General features: G+C 53.5%; 15 protein-coding genes and 2 pseudogenes. 9 read left to right on the forward strand and 8 right to left on the reverse strand.

Features of this window, described 5'->3' with window-relative positions; genetic code table 11:
- Window positions 1-468: pseudogene (locus ABJQ89_RS17930) on the forward strand (polyphosphate kinase 2); the annotation flags it as partial.
- Window positions 461-1,081, forward strand: a complete 621-nt coding sequence (locus tag ABJQ89_RS17935) for a TetR/AcrR family transcriptional regulator (RefSeq protein WP_348497522.1) — start codon at window positions 461-463, stop codon at window positions 1,079-1,081. The pseudogene ABJQ89_RS17930 and the gene ABJQ89_RS17935, both read left to right, overlap by 8 nt.
- A gap of 328 nt (window positions 1,082-1,409) precedes the next feature.
- Here ABJQ89_RS17935 and rpsI read toward each other — a convergent pair whose 3' ends face one another.
- The 3 genes from rpsI to ABJQ89_RS17950 all read right to left on the reverse strand — a co-directional run bounded on the left by rpsI (window position 1,410) and on the right by ABJQ89_RS17950 (window position 3,937).
- Window positions 1,410-1,898 carry a 30S ribosomal protein S9 gene (gene rpsI / locus ABJQ89_RS17940; protein WP_348497523.1) on the reverse strand — a complete coding sequence of 163 codons (489 nt, stop codon included), beginning with the start codon at window positions 1,896-1,898 and terminating at the stop codon, window positions 1,410-1,412.
- A 2-nt stretch (window positions 1,899-1,900) separates the two neighbouring features.
- Window positions 1,901-2,362: a 50S ribosomal protein L13 gene (gene rplM / locus ABJQ89_RS17945; RefSeq protein ID WP_348497524.1), complete on the reverse strand. Its 462-nt coding sequence runs from the start codon at window positions 2,360-2,362 to the stop codon at window positions 1,901-1,903.
- 159 nt (window positions 2,363-2,521) lie between these two features.
- Window positions 2,522-3,937: a PLP-dependent aminotransferase family protein gene (locus tag ABJQ89_RS17950; RefSeq protein ID WP_348497525.1), complete on the reverse strand. Its 1,416-nt coding sequence runs from the start codon at window positions 3,935-3,937 to the stop codon at window positions 2,522-2,524.
- Between the two features lie 92 nt (window positions 3,938-4,029).
- Here ABJQ89_RS17950 and ABJQ89_RS17955 point away from each other — a divergent pair, with 92 nt between their 5' ends.
- A complete protein-coding gene (locus ABJQ89_RS17955) occupies window positions 4,030-4,263 on the forward strand; it encodes a DUF1127 domain-containing protein (protein WP_348497526.1) in 234 nt (77 codons plus the stop codon).
- A 78-nt stretch (window positions 4,264-4,341) separates the two neighbouring features.
- On the opposite strand, the gene ABJQ89_RS17960 is transcribed toward ABJQ89_RS17955, so the two are convergent.
- Together ABJQ89_RS17960 and ABJQ89_RS17965 are read right to left on the reverse strand one after the other, a co-directional pair.
- On the reverse strand, window positions 4,342-5,241 hold the full coding sequence (locus tag ABJQ89_RS17960) for a DMT family transporter (protein ID WP_348497527.1): 900 nt from the start codon (window positions 5,239-5,241) through the stop codon (window positions 4,342-4,344).
- Window positions 5,238-5,657, reverse strand: a complete 420-nt coding sequence (locus ABJQ89_RS17965) for a PaaI family thioesterase (RefSeq protein WP_348497528.1) — start codon at window positions 5,655-5,657, stop codon at window positions 5,238-5,240. Before ABJQ89_RS17965 ends, ABJQ89_RS17960 begins: the two co-directional genes overlap by 4 nt.
- 48 nt (window positions 5,658-5,705) lie before the next feature.
- On the opposite strand from ABJQ89_RS17965, the pseudogene ABJQ89_RS17970 reads away from it, so the two are divergent.
- From ABJQ89_RS17970 to gluQRS, 5 genes and pseudogenes are all read left to right on the forward strand, one after another.
- Window positions 5,706-6,506, forward strand: a pseudogene (locus ABJQ89_RS17970) (enoyl-CoA hydratase); the annotation flags it as partial.
- Between the two features lie 286 nt (window positions 6,507-6,792).
- Window positions 6,793-8,115 (forward strand): cytochrome c peroxidase, encoded by a 1,323-nt coding sequence (locus ABJQ89_RS17975; RefSeq protein ID WP_348497529.1) that lies wholly within the window; start codon window positions 6,793-6,795, stop codon window positions 8,113-8,115.
- Window positions 8,116-8,154: 39 nt separating this feature from the next.
- Window positions 8,155-9,498 (forward strand): methylenetetrahydrofolate--tRNA-(uracil(54)-C(5))-methyltransferase (FADH(2)-oxidizing) TrmFO, encoded by a 1,344-nt coding sequence (trmFO, locus tag ABJQ89_RS17980; protein ID WP_348497530.1) that lies wholly within the window; start codon window positions 8,155-8,157, stop codon window positions 9,496-9,498.
- A gap of 32 nt (window positions 9,499-9,530) precedes the next feature.
- Window positions 9,531-10,145, forward strand: a complete 615-nt coding sequence (locus ABJQ89_RS17985; protein WP_348497531.1) for a methyltransferase domain-containing protein — start codon at window positions 9,531-9,533, stop codon at window positions 10,143-10,145.
- Window positions 10,142-10,981 (forward strand): tRNA glutamyl-Q(34) synthetase GluQRS, encoded by an 840-nt coding sequence (gene gluQRS, locus ABJQ89_RS17990; protein ID WP_348497532.1) that lies wholly within the window; start codon window positions 10,142-10,144, stop codon window positions 10,979-10,981. The genes ABJQ89_RS17985 and gluQRS overlap by 4 nt, the downstream gene beginning before the upstream one ends.
- A 7-nt stretch (window positions 10,982-10,988) precedes the next feature.
- Here gluQRS and hisI read toward each other — a convergent pair whose 3' ends face one another.
- On the reverse strand, window positions 10,989-11,348 hold the full coding sequence (gene hisI, locus ABJQ89_RS17995; RefSeq protein WP_348497533.1) for a phosphoribosyl-AMP cyclohydrolase: 360 nt from the start codon (window positions 11,346-11,348) through the stop codon (window positions 10,989-10,991).
- Window positions 11,349-11,423: 75 nt separating this feature from the next.
- Here hisI and ABJQ89_RS18000 point away from each other — a divergent pair, with 75 nt between their 5' ends.
- Complete coding sequence (locus ABJQ89_RS18000) at window positions 11,424-11,861, forward strand: iron-sulfur cluster assembly scaffold protein (protein WP_348497534.1); 438 nt, start codon at window positions 11,424-11,426, stop codon at window positions 11,859-11,861.
- A 204-nt stretch (window positions 11,862-12,065) separates the two neighbouring features.
- Here the strand turns inward: ABJQ89_RS18000 and ABJQ89_RS18005 are convergent, their stop codons facing one another.
- Together ABJQ89_RS18005 and ABJQ89_RS18010 are read right to left on the reverse strand one after the other, a co-directional pair.
- On the reverse strand, window positions 12,066-12,188 hold the full coding sequence (locus ABJQ89_RS18005) for a hypothetical protein (RefSeq protein ID WP_348497535.1): 123 nt from the start codon (window positions 12,186-12,188) through the stop codon (window positions 12,066-12,068).
- 107 nt (window positions 12,189-12,295) lie between these two features.
- Window positions 12,296-13,414: ATP-dependent DNA helicase RecG (locus ABJQ89_RS18010; protein WP_348497536.1), on the reverse strand; the 1,119-nt coding region annotated here is incomplete at its 5' end.

Here is a 13,414-nt window from a genome sequence, read left to right on the forward strand (position 1 = left end):
TTCTTTGATCGCAGTTGGTACAATCGCGGCGTTGTGGAACATGTGTTCGAATTTTGCACGCCTGCGCAACGCGAAGCCTTCTTCAATCAGGTCACTGCCTTTGAAGACATGCTTGTCAACGAGGGCATCACACTCGTGAAATTCTGGCTCAATGTGGGACGCGAAGAGCAACTGCGCCGCTTCCTTGCCCGCGAAAGCGATCCTCTCAAACAGTGGAAACTCTCCTGGATTGATGTTGAGGGTCTGAACCGATGGGATGGCTACACGGATGCGATCCAAGAGACGCTGCAACGCAGCCACACAGAAACTGCGCCTTGGACCATCATTAGATCAGACGACAAGAAACGCGCGCGTCTAAATGCGATCCGCCATGTGCTGTCGCAATTCGACTATTCCCATAAGAACGAAAAAGCGCTCGGCAAAATCGATCAAAGCATCTGTGCGGGACCGGACATCTGGGATGCCTAAACGCGGCTATCATCACGGCAACCTACGCCAAGCGCTCGTGGAAGCAGCGCTCGAGTTGATCCGTGCCAAGGGTCCAACGGGTTTCACCCTGTCTGAGGCAGCCAAACAAGCGGGCGTGACACCCGCCGCGGTCTATCGCCACTTTGAAGGACGCGAAGACCTGATCGCTGAAGCCGCGCGCCAAGGCTATGAAATCTTTGCCGATGTGATGCAATTTGCCTACGACAAGGGACAGCCTTCAGCATTGGCCGCGTTTGAAGCAACGGGCCGCGCCTATCTGGCCTTTGCACGCAAATATCCCGGCCACTACATCGCAATGTTTGAAAGCGGGATTTCTGTAAACCGAACGCCGGAGCTTGCGGCTGTCTCCACACGCGCGCGCGGCGTTTTGGAGCGTGCTGCAGAAGACTTGAACGCGCATATCCCAGTCGATAAACGCCCCCCCGCGAGCATGTTCAGTGCGCATATTTGGGCGCTCAGCCATGGCGTGGTTGAGCTCTTTGCACGCAACAGCCCCGGCACACAAAGCCCGTTTCCACCAGAAGATCTACTTGAAACCGGCATCGGGATCTATCTACGTGGTCTTGGCTTGATCGACTCAGATATCAAATAGCAACGCGCTTACGCGCGTCCCAGTTTTAGCATGGGCGATGCCCATGCGGATTTGCCTTCGGCGAGGATATTTTGAGAGAGAGGAAGAGGCAGCCCAACAAGCGCTGCCTCACTAGGAAGGTATACTTCCCCTCTCACGGTCATCGGCGTCCCCGCCTGTACCGTGCACATGTTTAAGAAGAAAAGACTTAAAAAAGTGTTTCCTCTCTCGCGAAATATCCCCGCCGGAGGCAAACCGCATATCCCGCTAAACCTGAGTACGCGGAGCGTGCACAATAAAGAAAGGGCCGCCAAATGGCAGCCCTTTGCAAAATTCTTGTAAGTTCGACTTAACGCTTAGAGAACTGGAAGCTGCGACGCGCTTTACGCTTACCTGGCTTCTTACGTTCAACAACACGGCTGTCGCGTGTCAGGAAGCCTGCCGCTTTCAAAGCACCGCGCAAGGATGGGTCATACACTTGCAGAGCTTTGGAAATACCATGCTTAACCGCACCGGCCTGACCAGAAAGACCACCGCCTTTAACTGTCGCCATGACGTCGAACTGATCTTCAGTTCCAGACACAGTGAACGGCTGACGCAGGATCATTTGAAGCACTGGACGCGCAAAGTAGACTTTCATCTCTTTACCGTTCACCACAACTTTACCTGAACCAGGCTTGATCCAAACGCGAGCAACCGCGTCTTTACGTTTGCCTGTCGCATAGGAGCGACCGAGTTCGTCGCGAACTGGCTCACGTGGTTCTGCAAGGTCAGCAACAACTGCTGCGTCGTTTGCAACGGCGCTCAGCTCTTCGAGAGAATTGATTTGATCAGCCATGATTATACCCGTGTGTTCTTGGAGTTCATGGACTTCACGTCCAAAACTTCTGGGTTTTGTGCTTCATGCGGGTGCTCAGCGCCCGAATATACACGCAGATTCGTCATTTGCTGACGGCTCAAAGGACCGCCTGGCAGCATGCGCTGAACCGCTTTGGTCATCACGCGCTCAGGGTAGTCACCCTCAAGCAGCTCGCCCGCTGTGCGGAACTTGATGCCGCCCGGGTGGCCTGTGTGCCAGTAATATTTCTTGTCTGTGCGTTTCTTGCCAGTCATCTGCACTTTTTCAGCGTTGATGATGATGACATTGTCGCCCATATCCATGTGAGGCGTGAAAGACGCCTTGTGCTTGCCACGCAGGCGCATCGCAACGATCGAAGCAAGACGGCCCAGAACAACGCCTTCAGCGTCGATCAGGATCCATTTCTTTTCGATGTCTGCTGGCTTTGCAGAGAAGGTTTTCATCGACATATACCCTTATAGGTCTTTTGAATCACGAAGCGCGGGACATCCCCGCGCGAATGGGCTGGTTATACGCGTGCTGTTTTTCACGTCAAGGGACGTTAATCTCAATTAATCATTCAAAAACAGTCGCTTATAAATTAGGTATAATAATACCCCACGTCAAACCCCTATTCTTTCAGGCGGATTGTCCAGCAAATCGGCGATGCGCATAATCGCAGCTTCGAAATGATCATGAGCAATCTGGGCATTTATCGCAATGCGCACAGCGTGCGGTGCACGCGCATCGCGACTGGAAAACTCCTCCGCCGGTCTGATCTGCACTTTTTGCGCCTCAGCTGCCTGACAGAATGCCGATGCGCGCCACCCCTCAGGCAAGCGCAACCAAATAAACGGTACATCCGAGCGCCAAGACAGCTCATACCGCCCCAAATGGTTCACGCAAGTCTGCACATATTGACCAAAGACATCACAGACCTTGTCGGACAGTTTTTCCGTCAACGGATCAAGCAACAGACGTTCAGTCAAATCCGCCAAGGGCGTCGCCAAGCCAAAGAACCCATATTCCGCAGAGCGGCGCAGGCCGGACACCAAGGGTTTAGGCGCGATGACAAAGCCAATCCGCAGCGCTGGCGTTAAGGTTTTGGAGATAGATGAGACATACCAGCCCCGTTCTGGCGCCAATAAACGATAGGACGGTGCGCGGCTTGAGCCCATGCGATAGCAATCGTCTTCGATAATTTGGATATCATGGGCACGCGCGACCGCGACGATCTCTTCGCGGCGTTCAAGCGGAGTAAACAGGCCGGTTGGGTTATGCACCTCTGGCGATGTACAAATCGCCTGCACATTATGGCGTTGCGCAAGCGCGGCAATGGCTTCCGGGATCATGCCATCGGCATCCATTGGCACAGAAATCACATCTGCGCGCAACAACGCCGCTGCACGGCGAAAGCCCGGATAAGACAGCTCTTCCACCAAAACCACCGGCTTTGATCCGCGCAGAATGGTTTGCAAGGCAAGACAAATCCCGTTTTGCCCCCCATGGGAGAGCACGATATCCTCTTGATCAATCGCGCCGAGCGGCGTGCCGCGCAGCCAATGCAGAATTGCTTTGCGTGCAGGCGAAAAGGTTTCACGGTTCGGATAATGCATCACGCCAGAGCGCGGCTCCTTTGCGACTTCGCTCATGCAGCGTTTGATCAGTTGCGCCTGCCCAACGTTGGGAAGCCCGGGGGAAAACAGGTTTACCACGTCAGGGCGATCACCCGATCCGTGGGGCAAGGCATCAATCTCAATCGGCGCATCCTCGGCTTCGACTGGTCTGCTCAGTTGCTCCGCAACAAATGTACCACGCCCGACGGCGGCTTCTAATGTGCCCTCATCCGTCAATAAGGAATACGCCCGCGCAACAGTTCCCGGTGTAATCTTAAGATCCCACGCCAAGTCCCGAACCGGCGGAAGTTTCTGCGCAACCTTTAATGCACCATTTTGTATCGCTTCTCTAATTGCTTCTGCGAGGGCTTTGTACTTGGGGCCTTCACGGAATTCGATACTCGGGGACCAAATTGTATCCATTACAATCTTTCTCTAGACGCTAAGCGATTCACTTTGTATCAACTAAATACGAAACAAACGATATTGTGTCAATACAATTAAAGGAGTGTACCATGTCACAAACTCGCGCTCTGATCTCAGCAGATCTCGCTTTTCTGGACCGCCAACAGCCGATGCCAATTTTGGCAACGATCGCTGTCCGCGTCGCTGTGACGTCCTCCAAATGGGCCAAACGTCGCCGCACGCGGCGCTCGCTCAGAAATCTTGACAGCCATCTTCTCAATGACATCGGCCTGACGCCTGAAGCGGCCGAAATCGAAGCGAACAAGAGGTTCTGGCGCGCCTAAAGCACGTTACGGACTGTTCCCAAGTTTCACGAACCTCTTACTTCGGCGGCTTTCATGTTAGTCATGGGCCGCCGCTTTTTACGTGCGTTTTCTTTCACGCCAAATGATCAACGCCCCTGCCCCAACGATCAGCAAAATCCCCGGGAACAATGTATCGAGTGGCGCTTCATCAAAGATCAGCCAACCAAAGACTCCAGCCGTCAAAATCCCAATGTACCAAAACGGTGCGAGCACCGAAGGACTGGCCATTCGAAATGCGATCATCATCAGCAAAACACCAGTTCCGCCTATGATACTCATCACGAGGATGAGGAGACCGTCAAAGAGCGAATGAATAGGTGAAAATTCTGCTGTGAAAAAGGCCAGAACAATGGCGCCAACGGCTGAGCCAATAGAAGAATACAGGTAAATCAGCGCGTTCGACGTGTCAGGACCGAATTTTCGAACACTCACCATTGCGAAAGCATAGCATGCCGCAGCGCCCACAGGTAAAAGCGCGGCCATCGTGAATGCGTCCGAACCAGGCCGCAAAATCCACACGACCCCAGCGAACCCGATGAACAGCGCAGCGATCCGCCACACACCCACTTTTTCGCCCAAGTACAGGACCGATAGGATCACCACAAAGAACGCGTTCGTCTGCCCAAGCGTTGCGACCGTTGCCAATTCGAGCTGCGCCAAAGCCGAGTAGAAAAAGACCTGCGCGAAGGCCACCACAACCCCGCGCCACAGCGCGAGTTGCCATTGCTCGATCTTCAGCGCACCTGCTCTAAAGCGTAGCTCGCCTGTCCAAATCAGTAGCGCCAAGGATGGCAGCATGCCCAATACGTTTCTATAGGCTGATAATTCTTGTGGTGTGTAGCTCGCTGCAAGGATGCGAACGAAAATCGACATTACATCAAAGCACAAAACCGCTGCGAGCAAGAGCAGGATTGCTTTGAAACTTATGTTTGATGGGTTCGCATCTGGGCCGCTCATCTAGGGGGGATCGCATAGGTGAGCGAGGCCTGCGCGACAGGTGCATCAAGCCCTTCTGAATGTATCAATACATCACCCACTGACAGCAATTTGCCCAGCTTATGGAGCTTCGCATACGCGATCAGATCGACACCTGCTTTGGGCTTGCGCATGAAGTTAATGGAACAATTCGTCGTAACGGCCAAAGTAACGGGACCAATCATTGCCATTGTAGCAAGGTACATCGATACATCCGCGAGCGAAAACATCGTTGGGCCGCTGATTGTACCCCCCGGGCGCAAATGACGCTCGGCAACAGGGAGCCGTACAGTCACAGCCATCGGCGCAACCTCTTCAACAACAAAATCCTCCGCAACTTGCGAAAATTCTTGCCGCATAAGAGTATTCAATGCCGCTGCGTCCATTTTGAGTTCCATGACTTCCCTCTCCTTACGTCACGCACTACGCTTGCCCAAGCAAGCAAGGAGAGCAAGATGGCAATTCTGGAACGTCGCGGCACTGGTGCAGTTGCCCATCTACATATGAACGCGCCCGAGCGCTTGAATGCACTGTCTGATGAAATGCTGGCTGCGCTTCAAACTCAACTCAATGAGTTGCGCGAAACCCCATCTGTACGCGCCATTGTTTTGTCAGGTGCGGGAAAAGCGTTTTGTGCGGGGCATGATTTGAAACAAATGACAGCCGGTCGCCAGAACGAAGATGGCGGAAAGGCCTATTTCAAAGACCTGTTCGACCGATGCGCCACGATGATGCAAACCATCCGAGCGATGCCGCAGCCTGTGATTGCCCAAGTGCACGGGATTGCGACAGCTGCCGGCTGCCAGCTTGTCGCGAGCTGCGATCTTGCTGTTGCAGCACAAGGCACACGCTTTGGCGTGAACGGCGTCAACATTGGGCTATTCTGCTCCACCCCGATGGTTGCGCTCAGCCGCAATATTCCACGCAAGCAAGCCTTTGAAATGTTAACCACTGGTGAATTCATCTCCGCCGAGCGCGCAGAGGCTCTTGGCCTTGTTAACCGCGTTGTGACCCCTGACGATCTCAGCGCAAGCACCGAAAAAATGGCTGAAACCATTGCCGCTAAACTCGGCGCAGCCGTCAAAATTGGCAAATCCGCCTTTTATGAACAAATGGATATGACGCTGGCCGATGCATATGCGTTTACAGGCAATGTCATGGTCGAAAATATGCTCTATCGCGACACAGAAGAAGGCATCGCAGCCTTTCTCGAAAAGCGCGATCCAGCGTGGACCCAAGACAACTAGGCAGAGCGCAATGCTCGGTTTTGGGCGTCACCGTTTCCAAAGTGAAAACAATTTCCTCCAAAATGTGTCGTAGCGTAAAGCGGCGGTTTGTGCCGCGCGCCTGCCTGATCGACCGTTATTGACGGTTTTTTAAGGTTAATAAGCCCGAACAGAGCTTTGTTTCCACAACGGCAACACATCATTTCGAAACTGGACGTTTGACGCCTGCGATCGCGTCTTCACACTCTTCACATTCGCGTGAGAATTGATGCGCGATCCGAGTTATTGACCAAAAAAGGTGTGATTTATGCGTCGTTTTATCGTGACTGCCCTGCTGATGTCCTGCGCGAGCGTTGTAAGCGCGCAGCAGCTGCCAAACCCTATTGTACCTTCAGATTTCCCTAAACTTGATACAGAAACCGTCGCTCTTGGACGTCAGCTTTTCTTTGACCCCATTCTTTCGGGCAATGACAACATTGCCTGCGCGACCTGCCATCACCCTGCCCTTGGCACTGGTGATGCCATGTCGCTTTCAATTGGCGAAGGCGGCCTCGGCCTTGGTCGCCTGCGTGAAGTCGTAAACGGGAACGCGCCCAAAGCCCGCATCCCGCGCAATGCGCCCGCCTTGTTCAATCTAGGCGCACGCGAGTTTTCGGTCATGTTCCACGACGGGCGCGTTCAGATGGATCGCGACTCAATGTATGGCATCGCGATGCCTGAGGGCCGCACCCTTGAGCGCCCGATGAATTCGGCTCTCGCGGCGCAAAACATTCTTCCCATTCTGAGCCACGATGAAATGGCTGGTCACCCTGGCGAAAATCCGATTGCCGACGCCATCGATGCCGAACAAATCCACGGCCCCAACGGCGCATGGGCGCAGCTCACGGCCAAAGTTGAAGCGATTGAAGAATATCGCATGGCCTTCGATTGGATTATTGGCGAGGATGTTCCGCTCCACATCAGCGATATCGGCAACGCGCTTTCGCAGTTTATTACCTATGAATTCCGAGCGACCGACAGCCCGTTTGATATGTATTTGAAGGGCAATACAACGGCACTGAACGCCGATCAAATGGCCGGCATGACGCTGTTTTATGGCGATGCCAATTGCAGTTCCTGCCACTCTGGCAAGTTCCAAACCGATCACGGCTTTCACGCAATCGGTCTGCCCCAGTTTGGCCCGGGCAAAGATGATGCCTATTCCGACGCGGGCCGCGGCATGATTTCGGGCGATACCGCTGATAAATATCGCTTCCGCACGCCCTCCTTGCGCAATGTCACGCTGAGCGCGCCCTATGGGCACAATGGTGCCTACACTGATTTAGAGGCGATGGTGCGCCATCACCTCGATCCCTTCGAAGGACTCGGCAATTATGACCGCCGTCAAGCTGCCCTGCATGAACTTGGCGAAGGCGCCAAGGATTGGGAGCCCATGGACAACCTCGCCGAGGTTTTACGCATCACAATGGCCGCTGAAATCGAACCCGTTGCGCTAAGCGATGAAGAAGTTGATCAAATTCTTGCCTTCCTAGGTGCCCTTGAGGATCCGATCAGCCGCCATGGGCGACTTGGCGTTCCTGATCGTGTCCCTTCAGAGCTGCCTCTCGACCCAGTATCCGATCCGAGTTAAAAAGTTGCTAATTGCCGCGCACTGACCTACATGCGCGGCATGGAAAACACTCTACATATCATCGGCGGCGGGCTCGCCGGATCAGAAGCAGCATGGCAGGCCGCCAATCTGGGCGTCCCTGTCGTCATTCACGAGATGCGTCCAAAGGTCGAAACCTTTGCGCATAAGACTGGCGATCTCGCGGAAATGGTGTGCTCCAATTCCTTCCGCTCTGATGATCACGAACAAAATGCCGTTGGCTTGCTCCATTGGGAAATGCGCACAGCGGGTGGTTTGATCATGGATATGGCCGAGCAACATCGCCTGCCTGCGGGCGGTGCCTTGGCCGTGGATCGCGATGCATTTGCCGCTGGCGTGACCGAAAAAATCAAATCTCATCCGCTTATTTCCATTGATTATGAAGAGATTACAGAGCTTCCCTCAAGCGGCCATTGGATCATTGCGACCGGTCCTTTGACATCCTCTGCGCTTGGTGAAGCCATTGCTGCCGAGACGGGCCAAGATGCGCTCGCCTTCTTTGATGCAATCGCGCCAATCATCTATGCTGACAGCATCGACATGAGCAAAGCATGGATGCAATCGCGCTATGACAAGGGCGAAACTGAGGAAGAGCGTACCGCTTATCTCAACTGCCCGATGGATAAAGAGCAATATGAGGCGTTTATCGACGCGTTGCTGGCCTCTGATAAAGCGGAGTTCCACGAGGGCGAAACAGCGAAGTATTTCGATGGCTGCCTGCCCATCGAGGTTATGGCCGAACGTGGCCGCGAAACCCTGCGCTTTGGCCCGATGAAACCAGTTGGCTTGACCAACCCGCATCAGCCAGACGTCAAAGCCTATGCCGTTGTACAACTGCGCCGCGACAACGCGCTTGGCACGCTTTACAACATTGTCGGCTTTCAAACCAAGATGAAGTACGGCGCGCAAACCGATGTTTTCAAAACAATTCCAGGACTTGAGAACGCGAGCTTTGCCCGCCTAGGCGGCATCCATCGCAATACATTCCTGAACTCGCCAACCTTGCTCGACAATCAGATGCGGTTGAAATCACAGCCACATATTCGGTTTGCGGGTCAGATTACCGGCGTTGAGGGTTATGTGGAAAGCGCTGCGATGGGCCTGCTTGCGGGTCGTTTGGCCGCGAGTGAGATTAAGGGCGAGACCATTCCAGACCTGCCACAGGACACTGCGACGGGCGCGTTGGTGCATCACATCACGGGCGGCGCAGATGCGAAGACCTTCCAACCGATGAACGTGAATTTCGGCCTTTTCCAGCCCGTCGATGGTCTCAAAGGTGGACGTCGAGGCCGCAAAGATCGCTACAAAGCCTATACAGACAGGGCAAAAACCGCTTGGAACGAATGGCTTAGCGCGCAAAGCTAGACAGGTATGCAATGCCTCGTTAGCCTAGGGCTATGACAGATACCTTCCTTGATAAAGCCTATGACACCACTGGCGTAGAAGCGACCCGCGCGCTCTATTCCAATTGGGCGAAAAGCTATGACGAAGAAACTAGCAAAAACGGCTATGCAACGCCGGGTCGCTGCGCAGCTGCGTTGAAGGCCGCGACAAGCGATTTTTCAACACCTCTCTTGGATTTTGGGTGCGGCACGGGGCTTTCGGGCCTCGCGCTCTCTTTGGCTGGATTTACCGTGATCGATGGTATCGATCTCACGCAAGATATGTTGGATCGCGCCGCTGAAAAACAGCTCTATCGCAGCTTGACCCTATCAGACCCAGAGCAACCTTTCCCTGTAAAGAAAGGCGATTACGCACTGATTTCAGCGATTGGCGTCATTGGCGCCGGCGCGGCTCCGATCGAGGTCTTTGATACACTGCTGAGTGTCTTGGACACGAGTGGCAAAATGGTCGTGTCCTTTAATGACCACACTTTGGAAGATCCAGCATTCGAGGGTCGGATTACGAGTGCTATAAATGCAGGTGTGATCGACCTCATCTCTGAAGAATACGGCGATCACCTTCCCGGAATTAACATGAAATCCAAAGTATATGTGATTGAAAAGAAGTGACTTTTCGAACTCGATTTGCACCGAGCCCTACGGGACCACTGCATTTAGGACATGCCTATTCTGCCATTCTTGCCCATGATCAGGCCCGCGCCAAAGGTGGCGCCTTTTTTCTACGTTTGGATGATATTGATCAAAGTCGCGCAAGGCCACATTGGGCGCAACAAATCGAGCGAGACCTCAACTGGCTTGGTCTTAGTTGGGATGGACCGATTTGGTCACAACATGCTCGCTCTGAGCAATATGACATTGCTCTGACCAAGCTTTGGGACATGGGGTTGCTCTATCCTTGCGCATGTTCGCGCAAAGACATCAAAGAAGCGGCAAATGCCCCACAAGAAAGCGCGCCGTTGATTGGGCCTGATGGACTGGTCTATCCGGGGACATGTCGCCGCGATGTAACTGATGAAAAGCCAGCTGACATTGCGCTTCGACTCAACATGAGAAAAGCGCTTCAGTCACTTGAACTTAAACAAATTTCATTCTCTGAGAAAGGATCTCTCGTTTCAAAAACAGCGTCCTCAATGATTGGTGAAATCGGCGACGTCGTTCTCGCGCGGAAAGACATGGCTGCCTCTTATCACCTTTCAATCGTTGTCGATGATGCAGAGCAAGGGATCACAGACGTGATGCGCGGCGAAGATTTGCAAGACGCCAGCTTCATCCACGTTTTGTTGCAGCAATTGCTTGGCTATGACACCCCGAAATATCACCACCATTCGTTGATCCGCGACACGCAGGGCAAGCGATTGGCAAAGCGTGACGACAGTCGTGCCATTGCGAAATACCGAGAGGATGGCCTTACCCCGCAAGACATTCGCGCAATGGTCGGACTTTAACGTCTCATCACTTCATTGGCGACATGAGCTCCACCTCAGAACCTTCTGAAATTGATGTGTAAAAACAACTTCGTCTATTCGTGTGACACGCCGCACCAACCTGATTAACGATGGCGAGCAAGCAGTCCTTGTCACAGTCCATACGCAGATCAACCAGCTCTTGAACGTGCCCGGATGTCTCGCCTTTGATCCAGAACGATTGACGCGAACGCGACCAATAGGTCACCTTTCGGGTTTCAATCGTTTTTTGAACCGCTTCGAGATTCATCCACGCCATCATGAGAACTTCGCCACTGCCATCGGCCTGCGCGATCACGGGAATGAGACCTGCGTCATTATAGCTTAGCGTTGTCGGATCAAAACTCATCATTATAGTCCTTATAAATGCGTGGCCTCTGGCCTATCTAAGCAAGTACCCAACAAGGCGAAAGTGTTCAATTCTATGTCTGAAGAAACCGACCTCATCAAACTTTATTCTGGTCGCATTCTCGCCCTTGCTGCCGATATTCCACATGCCGAGCGCCTGAGTGATGCGCAGGCGAGCGTGAAAAAACGTTCCCCACTTTGTGGATCCACCGTCACTGTCGACGTCAGCATGAGCGACGGACGCGTCAGCGCCTTTGGGCAAGATGTGAAGGCTTGCGCGCTTGGGCAAGCGGCGGCCTCTGTTGTGGGCGGCGCTTTGGTGGGCTGCACGCAAGCGCAAGCTATCACAGCGCGCGATCAATTGCGCGCTTTGTTAAAGGGCAGCGGCGTTGTTCCTGATGCGCCTTTTGAAGGGTTTGAAGTGTTCCTGCCCGCCTCTGCCTATAAAAATCGCCATGCATCCATCTTGCTCTCGATTGAAGCGGCATGTGAAGCGATTGACAGCCTCGCATAAGCCCCCCAAAAAAACGCCGCACACCCATAAGGGCGGCGGCGCAAGGTAAGTGCTTTCGTGTGGGATCCGAGGATCACCGGTTCGAGCTAGGCAAAGCTCTTAAAGATCAACACGTTAGTTGGGACAGGGCGTGTTATCGAGCATCTAAGTTGGGACAGGATGCGGGGTGGTGTCGGCACGAAATCACGAGGCAAAAAACAGTAATCAGGCAAAACCAGGAACGTGCAGGGCAACCATGAGAATCGTCATCAAAGAAACGGCGCCTATCGCATCATGAACCAGAGTACGGTCAGCGCGGGCAATCACGGTTTTGATTTGGAGTATCATGTTAATGTCCTGCTCAATCTTGTTTTTGTTGACCCTTTGTTCTCATTTTGAGGAACATCTGTAAAGAACAAAATGGAACAAATGAGAACATTTCGTTAACTTTTTTCTTAACCTACTGAAATCAAACGAATTGCTTGATCCTGTTCCATCAGCCAAAGGAGAACACGCGCCGCCTGCCCCCGCGCGCTTTTGAGGTCTGGATCATCATGTAGCAATTTTCGCGCATCGCTTTGCGCCACATCCATGAGCGCTGTTTGGCTTTCCATATCGGCGATACGAAAGCGCGGCAGGCCTGATTGCGCCGTCCCGATCAAGTCGCCCGAGCCACGCATTTGAAGATCGGTTTCAGAAATCTTAAAGCCATCTTCGGTTTCTCGCAAAACCGTTAATCGTTTCTGACCATTCTCGGACAGCGGCGCTTTATACATCAGCAAACAGGTCGATGCCGCGGACCCACGACCCACACGGCCACGCAATTGGTGGAGCTGCGCGAGGCCAAAGCTCTCTGCGCGCTCGATCACCATAATAGTTGCGTTCGGCACGTTTACACCAACCTCAATGACGGTTGTCGCCACGAGCACCTGCGCGCGCCCTAACACAAAATCTGCCATGGCCGCATCTTTTTCGGAAGGTGGCATTTGACCGTGCACCAAACGCACGACATCGTCGCCAAGCGTCGCGCGCAGATGTTTGAAACGTTCTTCTGCCGCGATAAGGTCTGACACCTCGCTTTCGCCAACCAAAGGGCAGACCCAATAGGCCTGACGCCCTTCTGCGATCGCGCCGCGCATATGCTGCACCACCTCATTAACGCGTTCATCTGAAATCAGCGCGGTTTTGATCGGTTGGCGCCCTGCTGGTTTTTCGTCCAACACCGACACGTCCATATCGCCATATTGCGCAAGCGCTAGACTGCGGGGAATGGGTGTCGCCGTCATGACAAGAACATCCGCGCCCTGCCCTTTTTTGCCGAGTTCCAAACGCTGACGCACGCCGAACCGATGCTGTTCATCCACAATCGCCAACCGCAGATCAGAGAATTGCACGTCTTTCTGGAACACCGCATGGGTCCCGACAAGGATTTGAATATTGCCAGCCGCAAGCGCCGCCAGTTTCGCCTCGCGTTCTTTGCCCTTGTCGCGCCCTGTGAGCAACTCAAGCACAACACCGGCCTCTTCCGCGAGGGGTTGCAGCCCTTCTAGATGCTGACGCGCCAAAATCTCGGT

Origin of the sequence: Planktotalea sp. (genome assembly GCF_039984035.1) — a bacterium.
Taxonomy (GTDB): Bacteria; Pseudomonadota; Alphaproteobacteria; order Rhodobacterales; family Rhodobacteraceae; genus Planktotalea.